This window comes from Paenibacillus sp. LHD-38, from assembly GCF_031157315.1.
GTDB lineage: Bacteria > Bacillota > Bacilli > Paenibacillales > Paenibacillaceae > Pristimantibacillus.
The window spans coordinates 41,133-59,807 of record NZ_JAVIFU010000020.1; the positions used below are offsets into that span (position 1 = coordinate 41,133).

The 18,675-nt window shown below is 44.7% G+C and carries 17 protein-coding genes, 1 tRNA gene and 1 pseudogene; 8 read left to right on the top strand and 11 right to left on the bottom strand.

The features are described from left to right. Positions 1 to 213: 213 nt before the first annotated feature. On the bottom strand, positions 214 to 357 hold the full coding sequence (locus tag RCO25_RS18080; protein ID WP_308997545.1) for a hypothetical protein: 144 nt from the start codon (positions 355 to 357) through the stop codon (positions 214 to 216). Between the two features lie 173 nt (positions 358 to 530). Here RCO25_RS18080 and RCO25_RS18085 point away from each other — a divergent pair, with 173 nt between their 5' ends. From RCO25_RS18085 to RCO25_RS18095, 3 genes are all read left to right on the top strand, one after another. Then, positions 531 to 1,592, top strand: coding sequence for an S-layer homology domain-containing protein (locus tag RCO25_RS18085; RefSeq protein ID WP_308997546.1), 1,062 nt, complete (start codon positions 531 to 533; stop codon positions 1,590 to 1,592). Between the two features lie 171 nt (positions 1,593 to 1,763). Next, entirely contained in the window at positions 1,764 to 3,242 is a 1,479-nt protein-coding gene (locus RCO25_RS18090; protein ID WP_308997547.1) for a CehA/McbA family metallohydrolase domain-containing protein, read from the top strand. Positions 3,243 to 3,336: 94 nt separating this feature from the next. Further along, positions 3,337 to 4,419, top strand: coding sequence for a HupE/UreJ family protein (locus tag RCO25_RS18095; RefSeq protein ID WP_308997548.1), 1,083 nt, complete (start codon positions 3,337 to 3,339; stop codon positions 4,417 to 4,419). Positions 4,420 to 4,429: 10 nt separating this feature from the next. Here the strand turns inward: RCO25_RS18095 and RCO25_RS18100 are convergent, their stop codons facing one another. The 4 genes from RCO25_RS18100 to RCO25_RS18115 all read right to left on the bottom strand — a co-directional run bounded on the left by RCO25_RS18100 (position 4,430) and on the right by RCO25_RS18115 (position 8,645). Continuing rightward, on the bottom strand, positions 4,430 to 5,074 hold the full coding sequence (locus RCO25_RS18100; protein WP_308997549.1) for a ThuA domain-containing protein: 645 nt from the start codon (positions 5,072 to 5,074) through the stop codon (positions 4,430 to 4,432). A 12-nt stretch (positions 5,075 to 5,086) separates the two neighbouring features. Beyond that, positions 5,087 to 6,547, bottom strand: a complete 1,461-nt coding sequence (locus tag RCO25_RS18105) for a GMC family oxidoreductase (RefSeq protein WP_308997550.1) — start codon at positions 6,545 to 6,547, stop codon at positions 5,087 to 5,089. Positions 6,548 to 7,030: 483 nt separating this feature from the next. Beyond that, on the bottom strand, positions 7,031 to 7,546 hold the full coding sequence (locus RCO25_RS18110; RefSeq protein WP_308997551.1) for an SF0329 family protein: 516 nt from the start codon (positions 7,544 to 7,546) through the stop codon (positions 7,031 to 7,033). 118 nt (positions 7,547 to 7,664) lie between these two features. Next, entirely contained in the window at positions 7,665 to 8,645 is a 981-nt protein-coding gene (locus tag RCO25_RS18115) for a phosphotransferase (protein ID WP_308997552.1), read from the bottom strand. Positions 8,646 to 9,502: 857 nt separating this feature from the next. On the opposite strand from RCO25_RS18115, the gene RCO25_RS18120 reads away from it, so the two are divergent. The 4 genes from RCO25_RS18120 to RCO25_RS18135 all read left to right on the top strand — a co-directional run bounded on the left by RCO25_RS18120 (position 9,503) and on the right by RCO25_RS18135 (position 13,522). Next, positions 9,503 to 11,173: a GMC oxidoreductase gene (locus tag RCO25_RS18120; protein WP_308997600.1), complete on the top strand. Its 1,671-nt coding sequence runs from the start codon at positions 9,503 to 9,505 to the stop codon at positions 11,171 to 11,173. A 38-nt stretch (positions 11,174 to 11,211) separates the two neighbouring features. Continuing rightward, the gene (locus RCO25_RS18125) at positions 11,212 to 11,994 is read left to right on the top strand and encodes a hydroxypyruvate isomerase family protein (protein WP_308997553.1); all 783 of its coding nucleotides are present in this window, start codon (positions 11,212 to 11,214) and stop codon (positions 11,992 to 11,994) included. Between the two features lie 366 nt (positions 11,995 to 12,360). Then, positions 12,361 to 12,741 carry a DUF6960 family protein gene (locus RCO25_RS18130; protein ID WP_308997554.1) on the top strand — a complete coding sequence of 127 codons (381 nt, stop codon included), beginning with the start codon at positions 12,361 to 12,363 and terminating at the stop codon, positions 12,739 to 12,741. A 223-nt stretch (positions 12,742 to 12,964) separates the two neighbouring features. Continuing rightward, positions 12,965 to 13,522 (top strand): VanZ family protein, encoded by a 558-nt coding sequence (locus RCO25_RS18135; protein WP_308997555.1) that lies wholly within the window; start codon positions 12,965 to 12,967, stop codon positions 13,520 to 13,522. A 428-nt stretch (positions 13,523 to 13,950) separates the two neighbouring features. Here the strand turns inward: RCO25_RS18135 and RCO25_RS35110 are convergent. The 4 genes and pseudogenes from RCO25_RS35110 to RCO25_RS18155 all read right to left on the bottom strand — a co-directional run. Further along, positions 13,951 to 14,103 (bottom strand): annotated as a pseudogene (locus tag RCO25_RS35110) (IS110 family RNA-guided transposase); the annotation flags it as partial. A gap of 178 nt (positions 14,104 to 14,281) precedes the next feature. Continuing rightward, the gene (locus RCO25_RS18145; protein WP_308997556.1) at positions 14,282 to 14,653 is read right to left on the bottom strand and encodes a hypothetical protein; all 372 of its coding nucleotides are present in this window, start codon (positions 14,651 to 14,653) and stop codon (positions 14,282 to 14,284) included. Between the two features lie 14 nt (positions 14,654 to 14,667). Then, positions 14,668 to 15,687 (bottom strand): HNH endonuclease, encoded by a 1,020-nt coding sequence (locus tag RCO25_RS18150; RefSeq protein ID WP_308997557.1) that lies wholly within the window; start codon positions 15,685 to 15,687, stop codon positions 14,668 to 14,670. Positions 15,688 to 15,990: 303 nt separating this feature from the next. Continuing rightward, a tRNA-Pro gene (locus tag RCO25_RS18155) sits at positions 15,991 to 16,064 on the bottom strand. 83 nt (positions 16,065 to 16,147) lie between these two features. On the opposite strand from RCO25_RS18155, the gene RCO25_RS18160 reads away from it, so the two are divergent. Continuing rightward, complete coding sequence (locus tag RCO25_RS18160; protein WP_483874713.1) at positions 16,148 to 16,408, top strand: hypothetical protein; 261 nt, start codon at positions 16,148 to 16,150, stop codon at positions 16,406 to 16,408. Between the two features lie 200 nt (positions 16,409 to 16,608). Here the strand turns inward: RCO25_RS18160 and RCO25_RS18165 are convergent, their stop codons facing one another. Together RCO25_RS18165 and RCO25_RS18170 are read right to left on the bottom strand one after the other, a co-directional pair. Next, positions 16,609 to 18,234, bottom strand: coding sequence for a GMC oxidoreductase (locus RCO25_RS18165; RefSeq protein ID WP_308997558.1), 1,626 nt, complete (start codon positions 18,232 to 18,234; stop codon positions 16,609 to 16,611). Further along, the gene (locus tag RCO25_RS18170) at positions 18,176 to 18,586 is read right to left on the bottom strand and encodes a hypothetical protein (protein WP_308997559.1); all 411 of its coding nucleotides are present in this window, start codon (positions 18,584 to 18,586) and stop codon (positions 18,176 to 18,178) included. The genes RCO25_RS18165 and RCO25_RS18170 overlap by 59 nt, the downstream gene beginning before the upstream one ends. Positions 18,587 to 18,675: the final 89 nt, after the last annotated feature.

The following is an 18,675-nucleotide window of genomic DNA, read 5'->3' on the forward strand; positions in this document are numbered from 1 at the left end:
AAGTACATGTCATTCACTTAAGATGATTCAGCGGCTATATCATCTCTCCCGCCCCCTTCTGCTTATAGTCACGGTCATCATAACCCTAGTGAAGGGGCTGCTCAATTGATACATCCTCCACGGAATGCACAATTCCGATAATTCATTGGAATTGAAGAAATTGTATATTCCTGCGGCAATCGGTTGGTCTCTTCTGGTTCTCAAAAAATATCTTCATACTCTTTCTCCGACAAATCCTACCCCAAGCTCCAAGTTTGTTTGCTGCATCATTGGATCAATCGTCCATTCTCTAGCGATTAACAAGACATGTTCTTCATCGGGAAGTATGGGATCGTCATCCTCTATCTCCGTAAACACTAACCCATGCTCCAACTCTTCAGTTGTTAATGCGCCTTGGTTAATTATCGTTTCTCCGCTTTCTCCTACATAGCTATACGCTCTGTATTACCCTTATTTTCCCACTAGAATAAGCTATTTTATTTTGATATTCTCATAGAGGAAATTTCTTCAACCAAGAGAGGAACATCAAAATGAAAAATGTTTATTTTCGCAGTTCAATCTTCTTCCTTCTATCCCTGTTTCTGATTTCTCCCCTGTATTCCACACAAGTAAAGGCGGCCGAAATATCCCCTTTGGAAATGTACTTTCCGACAGATATAGAAGAACACTGGGCATATTATGAGCTGGACAATTTTGTGAATGCAGATTTGCTGCGGGGCTATGTGGATCAAGAAGGACTGGTAACGGTAAAGCCAAATAATCCAATAAGCCGTGCGGAGTTTGTTTCGATTTTGGTTCGCGCATTAGATTTGACAAGTGACTCGTCTGGAACAACGTTTTCGGATGTCGAGCAAGGAAAATGGTACGCCGATTCGGTTCGGATTGCCAACTCATTAGGTATCGTTAACGGGATTGGCGAAACGAAATTCGGGCCTAATCAACTGATTAAACGCGGCGAAATCGCTGCTCTAGTGGTTAGAGCTTTTTCTACCTCTGTACAATTTGAAGGAGAGAGAGACACCTATCCCGATGTACCGGATTATTACGCTAAACCATTCATTTCGCAGGCAAGCCAAGCCGGCATTGTGCGTGGAGCGAGCAATACGGAATTCAAGCCTTTCGCCAATGCAAAACGATCTGAAGCTGTTGTCATGCTGCAGCGTGCCTTAGATTTGCAAAACAGTGAAATCCCCGAAGACAGCCTGCTCACTGCTGCCGTTTTAGGTTCAGAGGAGAAGGAAAATCAAATATTCAAAGAAAAAACATACGATCAATTTGATGCTGCATATGCGCAATTTTATACGGGTTATTATTTAGCGTTAAGTAAAACCTCTTCGGAAGAACTGCTTGCGCTTATCGATCAAGGCTATGAAATTGAAATGGAAAAAATCAGCGATCAAAAACTTACCGTCGTAGAAAAATCGGATCGGTTCGCCGTCATTGAGTCGTCAGGCGGAAGCTATAAGGCAACTACGACGATAGACAATGAATCAAACACAGAAACAGTGGCAACCGACGGCATTTATTATTTGAAAAAAATGAACGACGACAGCTGGAAAATCTATATGTACTATCAAGATGAACAGCAATAATAGACAGCATAAAAAGGAGTGTGAACAGCAAATGTTCACGCTCCTTTTTTTTGCATTCACACGATGAATGCTTTACGAGCTTACAATATTACAACATATTGAATGATTTAAGATAACAAACTGTAGTTATCATAGAAACCGAACATAGAAAACAAGAGGAGTTGAGAGATTTTGAAATTGAAACGTAAGGCTTTGCCAATGTTGGCGGTAACCGTGCTAGCCACGGCAGCGTTAACTGCGCAAGGTTTTAACAACGGCTTCAAAACACCCACTGTGGAAGCAAAATCTATTACCAAGAACCTTTCTTGGCTCGCAGGTGATCACCATGTTCATAGTGAATGGAGTGTAGGATGGGACAATACTACGAATCCTCCAACCGCTATCAAAGGCGGAGATGCCATTTACCCAATTACTAAAAATGCTCAAATGGCAGAGTCATACGGACTGGATTGGATGGTCTCTACCGACCACGGCGGCCCGAATCATTCGAAAGTAAATTTAGAGCAAGCTTATCCCGAAGTGCTCAAAGCACGTGAAGCTGTTCCAGGCCTGACTTTATTCTATGGCATGGAATTTGATACTCCACAAGCTGATCACAGTTCTTTAATCATTCCTAAGAATGATCAAGAATCACAAATACTTTATGATATCGAAAGTAAATTTAATAAGCGCGATCCGTTTCCTACCGATCCGAGCCGGGATACAGAATCCAATATGATCGCTGCTTTAAACTACATGAAAAATTTAGCTGAGCCTCCTGTTCTTTTTGCAAACCACCCTGCCCGCTCAGCCAGCGGTGCAAGCGTTTGGGGCCAGGATACTCCGCAAGAATTCCGCAATTGGAACGATGCAGCACCAAATGTATCCGTTGGTATGGAAGGGGCACCCGGTCATCAGGCTGGTGCGATCAATTCAGACGGTTCCATTGATCCGAATGGCAGTCGAGGCGGATATGGCAACTTCGCAACCATGGGCGGTTTTGATCAAATGAGCGCTAAAGTGGGCGGTCTTTGGGATTCCATGCTCGGCGAAGGAAGACACTGGTGGATTACGTCTACATCGGATTCCCATGTAAACTGGCGTGATGGCGGCAGTGACTTCTGGCCAGGGGAGTATTCCAAAACCTATGTGAAGGCAGAGAATACTCATGCGGATATTTTGGACGGATTAAGAAACGGTCGCGTGTTTGTAACGACGGGCGGTTTAGTCAATGAATTGGATGTAGATGTGAAATCTAATGGTAACCGTGCGAGCATCGGTGAAACAGTAGAGATCAAGAAGAGCGGTAAAAGCGATGTGACGGTTACCATTACATTCAAAGACCCGAACGCAAAAAACAGCCATGGCGATAATCCGAAAGTGAACCGCGTGGATCTTATCACGGGTGAGATAACAGGAATAGCGGAAGACCGTTCAACGGCCGTAAACCCAACTACAAAAGTCATAGCCAGGTTCGACAAGAGCGATTGGAAGCAAAAAGGCGAGTATGTGACAATCACCTATAAATTGAAAGACGTGGACGAAGATAGCTATCTTCGAGTTCGAGGAACAAATACCAGTGAGCTTGAACCAAGCCTTGATCCTAAAGGGGAAGACCCGTGGACTGATCTTTGGTTCTATTCCAATCCGATCTTCATGAATGTGAAATAATATTAAACGCACTCTATTGGTCAAAGACGGGGAGTCCTGTTCATTCGCTCCTCGTCCTTTCATTATGAACGTACAAAAAGGATGTGTCCCAGCATTGAAGTTTACATGGTTATTCTTATTATTAGGCCTTGTTCTCGTAAACGCGTCGCCTGATGTGAGCGCACACAGCAATAACAGTGAGGGCTATTCTACGATAGATGTTCATGATCAAAGGATTAGTTATCGGCTTCAACTCGATTTCATTGAACTAAGCCATGCCATTGGTTTCGAGGTGGATGAACAGAAAATTGACAACCTTGAGGAATTAAACAAAATCATCTCTCAAAACAAGTTTCCACTCGAACAATATTTGGATACTCATCTACTCTTATACGCAAATAATCATCCCGTTGAAGGAACGCTCAATCAAGCGGATGTTACATTGGTCAATGGCCGGCCATTTATTGATATCATGCTATCCTACTCCATTAGTAAAGAACCTGAAATTTTAATAGTTGATTACAACGTTTTTTTTGAAGATAGTGATCCGAGCCATGCGAACATGGCAAAGGTTCAGATGGGAGGAAAACAACAGGAGTTTATTTTCACCTATGAAGTTAGAGAATTGAACGTTGGAGAGATGAGTTTTATAACCCAAGCGAAACAATTTCTTTCGTTAGGATTAAAACATATCTTCACGGGTTATGATCATATCTTATTCGTTATCAGTTTACTTATTGGTGCCAAAACGATTCGACATATCTTTTACCTCGTTACATCCTTTACGATTGCTCACAGTATCACGCTAGCCTTAGCAACCTTAAATATTGTTCAATTGCCTGGGAGACTGGTTGAATCTGCAATCGCATTAAGTATTGTCTATGTCGCACTCAAAAATATCTTCCAACCCGAATCCAAACACGCTCCTTGGATTGCCTTCGCCTTTGGATTAATTCATGGCTTTGGGTTTGCTGGAATCTTGTCAGAACTAAATTTAGGCGGAAGCCATTTAGCGGTCTCACTACTGTTTTTTAACCTTGGGATTGAAGTTGGGCAGATCCTTATTGTATCTTTGGTTTTCCCGCTTTTTCTCTTCTTAAGTAAACGCTTGGTTAGCATAAATAAGTGGTTTATGCCGAGTGTATCCATTGTAGTGTTACTCTTTGGATTCGTATGGTTTGTTCAAAGAGCATTCTAACCAGACGAAATCACCTTGCAGCCCACAACATTCCCCTTTGCATAAGCGTCAACACTTCCGGCAGCTTGACGATATCCGCCGTATGACCGATTGCATTGTAAAAAACGCGTCCCTTGCCATAGTTCTTAATCCACACGACCGGCATCATGACAGGCCGCCATACTTCCGGGGAAATACATTTATAATACGAAGTCGCAAGGACGCAAATAGAGGGATCGATCAGCATAAAATAATGCTCGGTCGTCAGAGTGAAATCGGGCAAGTTTTTGGTTATAAAATGATTTCGATCCATGATCCTGACCGTAAAATGATAATTGGGATGTGCGGCAAAAACGCCCCCAACCATTAATTGATAGCGCTGCTCACATGGAAAGGCATAGCCCATCCCTCCATGCAGACCAGCGACGCCCGTACCATTAGAGACCGCATGCAAGAAGTTATCAAGCTGATTTTTTGTAATCGTCCCATCCGTATAGTTGGGGATGATAAGGTCAAGCTGATCGATTTTTTCCTTATCGTCCATTACATCCCAGCTTGTATGCTGCTCCACCTCGAAGCCTTCGGATAGCAATAATCCCGTCAACAGCGCCCCTACCTCCTGAGGCTGATGCGGCTCAAGGCCACCCGAGACAATGAGCGCTTTTTTCTTTGTCATGGATAGCCCCCCTTACCTTTGCGGCAGACTTGAGCTTTGTATAATATAATCCGCCGTTCGTATGGCCAGCGCTACAGTGGTTAACGTCGGATTTGCGGTTCCACTGGACGGAATAACGCTATTATCGGCAATAAACAAACCGGAGACTCCATGCACCTCACCGTAGGGATTTGTCACAGAAACGGCGGGATCAACCCCCATCCTGCAGGTCCCCCCGTCATGAATCGCCTCGATAAGAGGCCCTTCCGTTTGATCGACCCTATTTGCATGCATTGCCGCGAACAGCTGACTGACACCCAGCCTCATTTGCCGGATAACGTCTTTATCCCTCTCGCTATATGAAAAGTCCACCTTAATGACCGGGACGCCGTACTCGTCCTTTTCTATTTTGTCCAGCGTCACCTGATTCTCATAACGTGATTCCACTTCGCCAAAAGCGCCTGCAACTACTCTTAATTCCTCCTGCAGCGGTTTAACGAGATACTGTTGATAGGCATTAAATTCCTCCGGCGGACCGCCTATCATCACTTGATAAGGACGACCCGGTTGACCTGGCAGCAAAATACCGAGTGCGCCGAGCACTTCGGGAAATTGCCTCCGGTCGAAATAACCCGTCAATCCAAGCAGGGAATGCGTAGTCAGGTAATGGCCAATGGCTTGGCCTGGTATGCCGGAAGCTAACAAAAGGCGCGGACTTTGAAATGTACTCGCCGATAAGATGACCTTTTTCGCTTTTAACGTATATGATTTCTTATCGGGTGACATTACTCTTACGCCTGCGACCCGTTTTCCTTCGGTTAAAATTTCCACAGCATTCGCATGAACCGCCAGATCATACGGCCTGCTGTTTAACGCCTCGGCAAGATGGATAATGGAGCTGAAAGCGGCATTGGAGTATAGCTGCCCGTATTTGGTTGATTCTCGGTCAACCGCAATGGGCATAGAAACGGCTTCCGGAAACCCGTATGCATGAAGACGGTCCAATAAAATAGAGGTATAGTAAGAGCCTGATTGGTAGGATGAGGAAACCCTCATTGCCCTCTCGGCGACGGAATAATAGTAAGCCAGCTCCTTAGCTGGAACAGGCCAGTCAACCGTTTCTGATGCAGGCATTTGCGGTGCCACCAGCTGCCATGCGAGCGTTCTGCCTCCTAAGGCGAACAGCTCTCTAAAGAGGGTTTGTTTTACGGGAGACGAGACCTGATCAAAGTATCGTTTAAAGCGCGGTAGAGAATAGGTAGAAATATTGTAAAAATGAGTAGGAAGCAGCAATCCACCCTTTTCGACCATGCCGATTTTCTTTCCGTTTAACCCCCAGCTCCGGCATAAACGGGAGAGAACGGCCCCGCCTCCCGCTCCCGAACCGACAATAAGGACATCATATTCGGTTTGTTCCATTTGCTCCAAAGGAGTGAGCGGAATCCATTCATTGTTTAGTTCCGTGTCGTTCCGCTGTGAATTATTCGGTACCATGCTCCATCCCCCTTTCAGCCTAAATCCCGCCTTCAACAAGATAATGGGCTAATAACCTAAACAAACCATATGCTTAGCGAAAAGAATATATGCTTTACTTTTCGTTTCAAAGCTCGTCCCGAATGTGAAAATCGACCGTCGCTGTTCCTCCACCCCGTCATCTCTCACGCGTATTCTATCTAATAAAAATTACTTCTTGTTAACAGACTAAAATTCACAAATCCTTCCGAAGGATATAGGTAGATGTAAATGCGCAGCCAGCCAGAGGTGATCAATCTTAGGAGGGGAAAGCATGAATATCATGGTAAACATTCGATATCTATGGCATGATTGCTGGTTTAATTATTACTTAAATCTATTCAACTCTTGTTTGTGTGAAAGACATAAGTCCTATCTGCTGAGAAAATCAGAATATCATCACTCTAGAAAAGGCCATCCTGTTTAAGGATGGCTTGTTAAAATTGTTCGGGCTGGTTTTCCCCATCAGGATAAATTTATCTCTTGGAGGTCGAAATACTCAACAAGAAGCCTTATTATTAGTAATTTATTAACGATGGGATGATCGTCACGTATGCTTATCAGTCTTCGTTTTCCCAATCTCCTATCTAATATGGATAATGCTCTTATGATAGGATTTGTTGACGTTAAGGCTTCATTTGTGGAAAGGTTAAGATACTCTTCCACAGCATTATAAAATTCATGTTGACTATGGATACCTTGCCTTACCATTTCTTTATCTGCAAAACGAGAAGCACGATAGTAGTTTTCTCTTTGTGCAGGTTCCGAATCATTCGTTGAATGGCTTTGCTTTCTTAATTCTGAAGCAAGCGTATTACGTTTATATTTTCTATTTATAGTATAAAAATCTTGAATCATTTCATTATCAAAAGTAATCCACGCTTTTCCTACCTGATCATGTGTCCCTCTATATCTGGTACTGTGAAATACAATCCGCTTTCTCAAGGAGCTGCATATTCTAGAATCCAGTTGGTTTTTCAAATTACTCCACTGCAAGTATTTTCACCACACTCGTTTGATCAACTCCTTAATCGTTCTAAGGTTGAGTTATCCATATCATCTCGATCTCCATTGGACTTGAACTTTTAGGCGCGAATGTTTATAAGTCACCAAGCATTACAGGAAGCTGCTCATCATTTTCAGCTAGCCAAGTCATTTCCTCAGCAAACCTGGCCTGAACCCTATTATGGTGTTCCATACTTGCGTTAATCCACCAAACAGACTCCAAATACCATAACATCCTTAACGAGCTAACTATCTTTCCGACGGGAAATTCATTTACCGTACGGTAACCCTGAAGAAAGGCCGAAGCGAGTTCGGTTCGGAAGTTCCCATTATGTAATGACCAGGACAAGATAGCTCTGGCAACATCTAATTCCGGATAGTCATAATTTAACCGATCAAAGTCGAGCAAAGCGGAAACCTGATCCTTATCAAACAATAGGTTATCTACCCATAGGTCACGATGAGCCCAGCCAGGTATGGATTTCCCAAAAGATTCGATGTCTATCGTCTTGGATAAATTCATTTGCAGCTCGAGATGGCTAATTAAATTCGTGTTATTCTTACTTTTTATTTCCTCGATTACGTTGCTCCAGTGGCTGATTCTCTCTTGGCGATTTTGTAGTATAAATTGCGTGTTTCCTTCTTCGCGGAGAGAACCATCATTCAACAACCGATGCATCATGCCAGTGACCCGGCCGAGATCATACATTTTGTCTATGTTCATGTCTTTTGGTTTCACGATTTCCCCGGTACAAAATTGCATAATAACAAACTTTTCATCCGAAAAGGCATGCAGAATTGTCCCATTTATAGCTAGCAATTGTGGACAAGGCATACCCGACTCAGACAATCTTTGCTGCTGTTCCAGCGCCCGAATCAAAACATTTTCGTTCTTATATCTTTTGGTATGGTATTGCTTAAGCAAAAACTCGCCTTGATCGGTTTCCAGCTTCCATTTTAAATTCAGCCAGCCGAGCGAAATCGGCACCCATGAAATGATTTTAAAACCAAATAATTGCTCTGATTTCTCTTGCAATGTTAATAATAACGGATGAATGACGGCTTGCTGATTCATGTTTGTTCACCTAGCTTCAGAATATTTTTCAAGACAAACATCTCTGCAGGAAGCTCTCCACTATTTCAAGAGTTTCGTCCGACCAGAAAGCAGGTCCAATAAATAGCCTCTTCATCGAAAGATAATGTTTTCATCCCGTCCGCAGTTGCACGAAAAGCTGGGAAATCCTTATAGCTTAATTTTCGCGGTTCGATCATCATCCTACATTCCCCCTGATTCATTCCCATCATGGTACCATCTATTTCTTCCATTTACTTCAATAAAACAGATAGAAAAATAACATTTCCTCAGCCTGTTATTTCGTAGCTCACACTAATTATATGCTTAACAAAACAAACAAAAAGAGTAAGATGTTTGTACATAATTTCATATTTTACACTCAACAGCCATGAGAAAAGGCAGCCGATCCTAGTTGGAGCGGCTGCCTTTCAGGACGCCTATAGATAGCGACACCATTAGTGCTAGTTGTTTAAAGAAAATAAAGTATTAGACTAACGATGCGTCACTAAGCTAAAGGTAATGTAAAATATCTATATTTCAATTAGAGGTATAAGCCAAGAGCCTGTTTTTATTTGTCAAGATAAGTTATTTGCAAACCGTTAATCGGCATGTAATTTATATAAAGGGCGAATGAGAGATCACCTCCCTGCTGACATAAATCGAAAGTCCTATAAATAAAAATGATTGTAAGATGAATATCACAGCCGTACCCGCCGTGGAAGCCGTGCGGTTATCCGTAATGGAACAGGCAGGGGATCGTATGGTCAAGAATGGATGAACTATGGATTGTCGATTGTATTTTCTGCTCGTTATCGCATCTATCGGATAGTGATTAGTCGAAAGGATAGGTGAATGTGATGCGGATTTACATTGCCCATGACGGGGAAACGATACGAACGATTTCACAAAAATATGACATTGCTATCGAGGATCTGCTTTCATGGAATCCGGTCATTGCGCATCCCGATCGGAACGTGGCCGGTTTACAGATCCGTTTCCCATCCTCTCACGGATCGTCTACGCTGCCGAATATGTCCTTCCAAGGCACCCCGGTTCCTCCCGATCCCGGAGAATATTTGGAGCAATGGATTCCGCTCACGCCGCTAGAGCAGATGGCCCAAACCGATTATGATGTCATCATTGTAGGCACAGGGCCCGGAGGAGGCGCTGTGCTCTGGCGATTATGCGAGCAATGGGGAAAAAGCGGCAAACGAATTGCCATCGTCGAAGCCGGCGATTTGTTATTACCCACTCACGCGCAAAATGTGCCTACCTTAAACGGCGACCGCTTACAACGTTTTATTAGAAACCCGAAGCTTTGGAAGCCGGTAGCTACAGCAAAACCGGGTGGCATGGGCGATCTTTCGCCGCCTTCGTCGGCACCTCACTATTTTGAGTCATTTATTGCGTTAGGCGGAAGAAGCATGCTTTGGAACGGGGTCACTCCGCGGATGCACCAGGTGGATATCGCGCAATGGCCCGTTTCTCCGGCGGAAATGGACAGTTATTACACGATAGCCGAGCAGGTCATGACCGTTTCTTCCGACTACAGCAAAAACTCGTCATTTTCAGAAATCATTCTAAGCCGCATACTGGCGGGCGGATTCCCCGAAACCGTTCCCCAGCCGCTGGCTGCCGACATGCAGCCATCCAAATACGGCTATATTCGCTCCAATGTCTTTTTCAGCTCTATGGCATTTTTTGCTTGGGCTTTAAGCTTTGGGAGCTTTGACCTGGCGGTGAAAGCCCGCGTGACCGAGGTGCTTGCCGACAAGGGGAAAGCAGCTGGCGTGAAGGTGATGACCCGGGATAAAAAAACGTATGTCCTGAAAGGGAAAACCGTCGTTTTATCGGCAAGCACGTTCGAGACGCCGCGCATTTTATTAAATTCGGGCATTCCAGGAAGAGCGATCGGCCATTATTTAACGACGCATACCAGGATAACCGGCGTAGGAAACATTCGCACCGCCGGTTTCCCGGAGACACTTGGGGTACTGGCTCTTTTGGTTCCGCGTACGGCAGAGCGCGATTATCAAATTCAGCTTAGTGGATCTTATTTTAATTATTTGTATGAATTAAAGCCGATGCTTGAGCAAGTGAACGTCGGATACGGCGCTTCCGGAGCAGTTGAATCCCGGTATGAGAATTACGTCGCGCTGAACCCGCGCAGAGTGGACGATTACGGCGTTCCCGAATTGGAGGTTGAGTTCTCGTACAGCGCCAAAGACAAGGAGGTATTTCGGCGGATGGGCGAAGGCGTTAAGCGGGCGCTTGAGGCTTCGCAAGCAACGCAAACATCGCTTAGTTCGCTTACTGCCGGACTGGTGTATCATGATATGGGAACTTGCAGGATGGGCTATGACCCAGCAACCTCCGCAACCGATCCTTACGGCCAGATTCACGGCGTGCAGGGCCTTTACGTAGCGGATAACAGCGTCATCCCGACGAGCGGTGCGGCGAACCCTACGCTCACCACCGTCGCTCTTGCTATCCGCACTGCGGACCATTTGATGAAACAGCTTCGCTAGAAGCGGATCGGCATGTCTTTTATAAGATAATGGAGGTGATGACGCTGAAATTTTCCGTTTCCATTGAAGCAGTGTATGCAGGCAAAGATTTTGTCCAAAGCATGGTGGAGGTTAAACGGGCAGGCTTTAACGCATTTGAGTTTTGGATCTGGTGGGAAAAAGATTTGTATGCGATTAAAGCTGCGAAGGAGGCGCTGCAGCTTACACTGGCCAGCATTGTTACGAAATTTATCAGCTTGACCGACCCTTCCAAAAGGAAGGAATATATGGAAGGCCTTCGGCAAACGATTGCGGCTGCCCAGATGCTTGGGTGCAAGCACATTATTTCGCAGGTCGGACAAGAATTGCAAGGTGTCCCCAGAGAGGTACAGCATCGCAGCATTGTAGAAGGGCTGAAGGAATGCGTACCCATGCTGAGGCAGGCGGGAATGATGCTGGTGATTGAACCGCTTAATACACAGGTCGACCATCCGGGCTATTATTTATACCACTCTGAGGAGGCGTTTCAGATTGTCGACGAAGTCGGCAGCCCTTATGTCAGAGTGCTGTACGACATCTATCATATGCAGATTATGGAAGGGAATATTATATCCACTATAACTCGGAATATCGATAAAATCGGGTATTTCCACGTTGCAGGGGTTCCTGGAAGACACGAGCCGTATACAGGGGAGCTATATTATTTGAACATCTTTAAAGCAATTGAAGCTACCGGGTTTAGAGGATATGTAGGACTGGAATATTTTCCGATGGAAGACGCTGCGTTGGGACTAATGAAGTTTCTTAACTGGGTAAAGTCCGGAGGCATTCGCTTGGACTGAAAATGGTTTTGTGTGTACACAATTAATGGTTAAATATTAAGAGGTGTTGATGATTTTGAAAAGTTCAGAGAGTATATTGCACATTATTATGGGAGTTTAAAAAAATCCAATAATTATGTGCAATTCTGTCGGAAGACAAGAACATTGCCCCATTCCCGACAGAGAAATGATGCAGTACTATGTAGTCCATTCTAATACAAAAGTACTGCCGTAGTATTCATGAGTAAGTTGTGAATAGAGAAAATAAAGCATTAGATTGAAGATGCGTCATTAAGCTAGCGGGCAGGATAGCTTAATCGTTTCACGAATAATACAAGTATAAAACGATAGCTAAATTACTATTAATCCAACAAGGAAGAGCTCAAAATGAATAAATATATTAATACATGGGGATTGTACCCCTGGTTTGTTGAATACGGAGTTGAGTTTTTACATCCTGATGAAGTTGGATTATTCGAACCCAATAATTCAAAAGTTTTTTTCTGTAAGGACTATATTGATGGATATTTATTGCTTCAAAGCGGGACAAAGGAATTTAGGGTTAAACCTAACAATTACAAATTACTTGGTAGCCCTAAATATAATTTTGGCGAACAGGTTTATATGAAAGGAAAAGAACTAATCGGGACTATAGATGAGATTCAATGGCATGATAAAGACAAAAAACATATATTTTTGTTAACTTTTAACGGAAAAAGAAAAACACGAAGATACTACGAAGAAGAATTGTCCAAGGTTGATAAATGATTCACGTTTCTGTCCATTTAACATGCCTCATTACTCTAACGGGAAACGATAGTTGAACGGAAAATGGAGCAGTTTGCCGCGGCAGCTGCTCCATTTATTATTAAGCTAACGGGCAGTATAGCGTGAGTATCAATCGGATTTACTTAACTTTCAATGAAGGTAAATACTGTAAACGCGACGAATTAAGTCTAAGAAATTTCTTAGATAGGATGGAGAACGAGGAATGCTTGAAACCAGCTTTGCCTTTATTACAATAGTTGTGATAGGAGTACCGATTCTCATCATCTTTAACTTGCTCTACAAAAAACGAATATTCTTCCATGTTATCAGCGTGTTGGCTTTGGTTTACGGTGCCGCGGTTATTTCAGTGACGTTCTTTCCTATGCCTATTGACCCGGGGCTAATTGCGGATATAAAGACAAACGGTGTTGTCCTTTCTTATAACCTCATCCCGTTTAAGAGTATATCCGGATCGCTCAATCATTTTTATTATATGGTTGGTATTCGAAATGTCTTGGGAAATCTTCTGTTGCTGCTTCCTTTTGGCATACTCTTGAGGATTATGAAGGTCAAGACGACGGGGAGGGCGCTCCTATACGGACTATTGGTATCTCTCGCAATTGAGACGATCCAGTTGACCATTTCACTTCTTTCCCTCGGTACAAGGTCTGTCGATGTTGATGATTTGATACTAAACAGCGCGGGGGCACTGTCCGGATTCTTATTATATAAAGTAGTTCATCAGGTCTTAAGGAACTTAAAGGGCACGACCGTTAATTAAATCATAAAGTAACTAGAGTGAGCTTTGAGAGGACCAGGTCGTTACGCTCCCTCGGTATGATTTGATTTACTCACGCAAGCTCGTGTATTCGCAGGATTTCACCCGCCTTGAGATTTGGTAGATGAATGAAGAGAGCCAGGTTTGCTAAGATGTGCCGTCAGAAGGCGTGCGGGAATAGAGGAGGGAGTAGCCCCACCCAATTCGTTCCATATGCTGCACGTATTCTCCACGTAGCCCTTAGCGATTTTCACTCCCATGTCTCAACGGGTCATATGCCCTTTCATTCCTTCGTTACACCTATCTAAGGGGTGGAGGTCGGTCTTTCTAACGGAACGGGTCGGAGCCCTTTTGCGTAACATATCCCGATACTCCGTGCTTTCTTTGTAATCCTGCGAATAAACCAGCTTGCGTGAGTTGGTCTTTAGTTTTTAAGCTGCCAGTGCAAAGACTTTATTCGGGTCGTAAGCTTCCTCGCTGCGTGCCATTCCGACTAAAAGGCGGGCCAGCTTTCCGCATAACTTCATGATGGACTTCATCTTTTTAAGCTTTTTAACCTGGACGTTATGTTGATGCAAAGCCTTGGTCCGGTTTTTTCATGTTATGAATTGCTTAGCGTACGATTTTTTCCGTTTCGTGAAGTGCCCCCTATTAAAGGGTTAAAATTAATCCTCGTCTTTTTTGATACTCCGAAAAATTCTTTTTAAAGGGGTACCGCCATGGCGGTACCCCTTATAGGCGATAAGTCGATTTTCTACTCCCCTATTTCAAAATGACACATAATACATCTAACGAATCTGCGACAGACTTTGTTGTACCGCTCCAAAATATGTTATAGCCGAATCGATGTGGTTCAATTTCGATAATCTCACCCTCATTCTCACCTTGAATGCAAAGTAATTGAATCGGTTTATCAATACTTCCAATAATGCTTATTGCCATTATCGGTTCCTCATCTTCAATATCGTAAAAGGAAAGCGACTTGACTGTCTGCACCTGATCTTCCCCATCAAAAAGAACGTCTGCTTCCTCATCTTCAACGGCAACGTTACCGTCATCTAGCCTAACGAGATAACCGAATTTTCTAAGATCTGGATCATAGATACGGCCCTCGAATTGTTTAGATGGATTCATTTTGACATCTCCCCTTACATTGGCAAAAGTTCATCGATATTCTTCTCATCTTTAGCTTCCTTCTTTGCTTTCTCTTCCTCTTCAATCAGCATATCGACAACATCATTTAAGGCTTTCTGATCGATCAAATCCTCATCCAGTTCTTCATTAATCATTTTTTCGATTTCTTCAAAGTCACGGTCGATCTGACTCATTTCTGCATCGCCTCCTGGAATGGACTGATCTTCTTGCTTACCGAGCAACAGGTTTAATTCTTCTTCGCTGATTTCTTCTTCGGGCTCTTCATTTTCAGCGATTGCTTCCAGTTCGGCCATTTGCGTTTCTATTTCCTCTTCTTGAATCCGATCTGAAGCAGCTGGTGTTAAGTCTTGATCGATTTGATGGTCCACGACCTCCTCTGCCACCGCAACTTCCGCTTCTAGTTGATCTGCCGCCACGGCAAGCGTCTTTCTTCTCATCGCAATCATGCGCTTCATCCATTCGGGTTTGTCTGTTCTACCGTTATTTTCAAGGTCTTTCTGCTTCTTGATGTGGTGCATTTCGATGTTGCCTTTAGCCCCACATAATTCACATGTGTCATTCAACAATCGGTCAATCAGTTGGCTCTTGATACTGAACACTTTTCCTGTTGGTGGAGCATCCACAATGATGGCATCTTTCTTGTATCCGAGCTTAAACCCGCCGAAAAAAGCGACCAGCGGCTTTTTTCCTTCGCGTTTCACTTCAGTTTGAAGCACCTTATAGCTTTGTCCATCCGTTTCACGAGTCATTTTGTACTTCTTGAACATTTTATTAGCCGTTGTTTTGAACTTATTCGCGAGCGTACGTGCTAAAGACACTTCCATCGTTCGTTTGAGACTATGCAACTGATGAGCGTTGTAAGCAATCAGATAGTACTGAGCAAATCCCCGAAACTCTGACTGGTATTGGGCAATAATATCAAAATCAGAGTTGATCGTTCGTTCTTTTCGATGTGTAGGTTTACCGCCCTTTTTGTATTGCTTTGCTTTATCCTTTATCTTCTCACCTACCATTCAAGTCCAGTTCCATATAACTCCGAACCTCTATAACATTCATTTTGAGCAAACTCTTTTTAGTTCGTATTTTTAATGTTAAAACCAGTACCGTGTTATAGAGTCGTTGAGGTACCGTCCCCATTAAATCTAAACAAGGTAACGAAATCGTTTAAGGCGTCGATGTTTGCTGCATACCGAGTGCGTTACAGTGTTGAAGTAAATGGGGAGAAAAGCTGCAAGCAATCGCTCCACTGTGCTATTATATACCTTAAAACATAACGAGCCCTTTATCCAAATTGGATAAAGGGCTCGTTATATAAATCGGGATGACACGATTCGAACATGCGACCCCCTGGTCCCAAGCCAGGTGCTCTACCAAGCTGAGCTACATCCCGTAAGAAATGGCGTGCTCGAATGGGCAACCCCGCTCACGACGCTCGTATACGACGCGCCGTAAGCGGGGCTGCTGCTGAAAGTATTGGCGCCGATGTATTTCCTGCATTATTTCGACGCTCCGCTGCATGCGATTCTGCTCGGACTCGGGCGCACGAAAGCTACGCTGTGGAACTACGTCACGGCCATGGTATTCAAGGGCGTCTCCATCTTCGTATTCGGCAGTCAATTCGGTATTATCGACGTTGCGTACGGCATCGGCATCGGGATTATCATGCAGACGCTGCTAAACTTCTTCTCGATCTCAAGCTCGATCGGTTTTAACAGGAGCTCCGGCCCTATGTGAAGGTCGGCATCTGCATGCTCCTGATGGCGATATGTGGGCACAGGAGCTTTGACTATCTTACGGCTCAAGGCCTGCCGATGATTTGGAGCGTCATCGGTTCATAGCCGGTTCCTTGCTTCTCTACTTCGCAGCGCTTATGCTTACAGGCATGCTGAAGTGGAAGCACCCGCGCCTCCGATTTTCGATGCCTTGGTAGAAAACTAGTTCAGTTGACTTACGATATAATCCGCCGTACGTATGGCCAGAGCGACGACGCTCAAGGTAGGATTGGCGGCGTTCAGGGTAGGCAGGACGCTAAGGTCCGCCGCATAAAGACCCTGAACGCCGTGTACCTGACCATACGGATTCGTCGCCGAGGTATCCGGGTCAAAGCCCATGCGGCAGGTCCCGGACTCATGCTGGTCGCCTCCGGGTGGCACCACCTGGATCGCCGGTTGACCTTCCTGCGCGACGATCGGAACTCCCATCGCCGCGGCAGCCTGCTGCAAAGTATTTGCCGATTGCCTTCTAATTTCCAAATCCTTGTCGCTGTAAGAAAAATCGATTTGGATGAGCGGTATACCGTACTCATCACGCCTTAACGGATCGATTGCAACCCGATTTTCGTAACGCGATTGGGTTTTTCCGAAGCCGTATAACGTGATTTCCCAATCGTCTCTGAAAGGCCTTTCTTTATACTGCTGGTACATGACAAACCAATTCGGGCCGTACGGCCCGTCTATCTGGATCTGGAAAGGACGATGCAGCGTTTGCGGAATTAAAATATCGAGCGTCCCGAGCATATCCGGAAAATCCTTCGTTTCGATTTTCCCTCTGGCTCTCACATAAGTATGACCCGTCAAATAATGGCCGATTGCCCTGCCTTCAATCCCGGAATTCAGCAAAATGCGCGGATTTTCCAGAGCGCCGGCCGATAGAACAATGTTCTTAGCTCTGATCACGTACGATTTTCCGTCCGGCTGCATGACCCTGACTCCCACCGCTCTTCCGTTTTCCACATAAACTTGAACGGCCCGGGACTTGACAGCAAGGTCGAAAGGCCGGCGGTAAATCCCGGAAGCGAAGCATTGAATCGAGCTGAAAGAGACGTTGGAATGAATGACCCCATATTTGGTCGGAGTGAGGTCGGCGGCGATCGGCGCATATTGCGCCTCCAAAAATCCATGATTTTGCAGCCGACCGAGCAGCACCTCTTGCAGCGAAGAATCGTTTTGAAAGTTTTGGGTGACGTTCATCAATTTTTCGGCAATGTTGTAATAGGCCTTCATTTCCTTAACCGGAATCGGCCATTCCGCAAGGGCGAAATCGGGGACGCGGGGACTGATTAACCCCCATAATAAGGTCCTTCCTCCGAAGGCAATCACTTGCCTGGTGCCCGGAAATTGAGGATGCGACTGACCCGTGTATGTATAAAGGTCGGCATCAAAATACGGCAGGTTGGCTGCATGCGTCGGGGCTGTCAAATCACCGGCTTCCACGACGCCGATCCGTTTGCCGTTAGCTCCCCACTGCTCGCATAACCGCCACAGAACCGCCCCGCCTCCCGCCCCGGTGCCGACGATAAGCACATCATATTCGTTTTTTTCCATTTCCTCCGGAGGCGTAGTAGGAAACCAGGGAACCGGACACTGCAGATTTCCAAAAGGACTCGTAGTCCGGTATTCCCTCGACGTGGTATGAGTAGGCAAATAAATCGGTTCTCCGGAAAGGAGCTGCCCGGGACTTCCAATTTGCGCATTTAGGGAAAGTAGGGACTCTATGGTGGTATTAAACTGTTCCGCAATTCGGATAAGGGTATCCCCGTCCTTCGCGACGTAAATCCTCATAGCTCCACGTCCTTCCGTTGAACAGCAGGAATTCAATTCTTTCATGCATGCATTTGTAACAGAAAATAATCAGCGCTAACAACCATGTCTGCGGAATTATAAGCACCTGAACAATCTCCTTGATGCTGGTTTTCTGCTCGCTTTTCTCGCACTCTTTATCCTTAACGAAAAAATAAATCAACACACCCATCAGAGCGATCAGGTACTTTGAAAATCCGTTACATATATATCGGAAAATAAGGCGTACCGCTTTCACGCCCGTACATTCATCGTCGCGATATTCCGTCCATGTGTCAGCAATAAAAGTGGGCCCGATTCGATTATCCCGATTCGTTTGCCATTGTTTCCCCACTGCCGGCATAATCTATAATCGGTTTGCGCCATTCACTCGACTGGAGTCAGAGGAATCCAATCATCCATGCTTTCAGTGGTCGAACCATT

What these genes read in the sequence shown, in the direction of transcription:
- RCO25_RS18120 (WP_308997600.1), top strand. Translation starts at nt 9,503, where the DNA reads ATGCGGATTTACATTGCCCATGACGGGGAAACGATACGAACGATTTCA.
- RCO25_RS18165 (WP_308997558.1), bottom strand. Translation starts at nt 18,234, where the DNA reads ATGAGGATTTACGTCGCGAAGGACGGGGATACCCTTATCCGAATTGCG.
- RCO25_RS18115 (WP_308997552.1), bottom strand. Translation starts at nt 8,645, where the DNA reads ATGAATCAGCAAGCCGTCATTCATCCGTTATTATTAACATTGCAAGAG.
- RCO25_RS18150 (WP_308997557.1), bottom strand. Translation starts at nt 15,687, where the DNA reads ATGGTAGGTGAGAAGATAAAGGATAAAGCAAAGCAATACAAAAAGGGC.
- RCO25_RS18145 (WP_308997556.1), bottom strand. Translation starts at nt 14,653, where the DNA reads ATGAATCCATCTAAACAATTCGAGGGCCGTATCTATGATCCAGATCTT.
- RCO25_RS18085 (WP_308997546.1), top strand. Translation starts at nt 531, where the DNA reads ATGAAAAATGTTTATTTTCGCAGTTCAATCTTCTTCCTTCTATCCCTG.
- RCO25_RS18125 (WP_308997553.1), top strand. Translation starts at nt 11,212, where the DNA reads ATGACGCTGAAATTTTCCGTTTCCATTGAAGCAGTGTATGCAGGCAAA.
- RCO25_RS18100 (WP_308997549.1), bottom strand. Translation starts at nt 5,074, where the DNA reads ATGACAAAGAAAAAAGCGCTCATTGTCTCGGGTGGCCTTGAGCCGCAT.
- RCO25_RS18105 (WP_308997550.1), bottom strand. Translation starts at nt 6,547, where the DNA reads ATGGTACCGAATAATTCACAGCGGAACGACACGGAACTAAACAATGAA.
- RCO25_RS18135 (WP_308997555.1), top strand. Translation starts at nt 12,965, where the DNA reads ATGCTTGAAACCAGCTTTGCCTTTATTACAATAGTTGTGATAGGAGTA.
- RCO25_RS18130 (WP_308997554.1), top strand. Translation starts at nt 12,361, where the DNA reads ATGAATAAATATATTAATACATGGGGATTGTACCCCTGGTTTGTTGAA.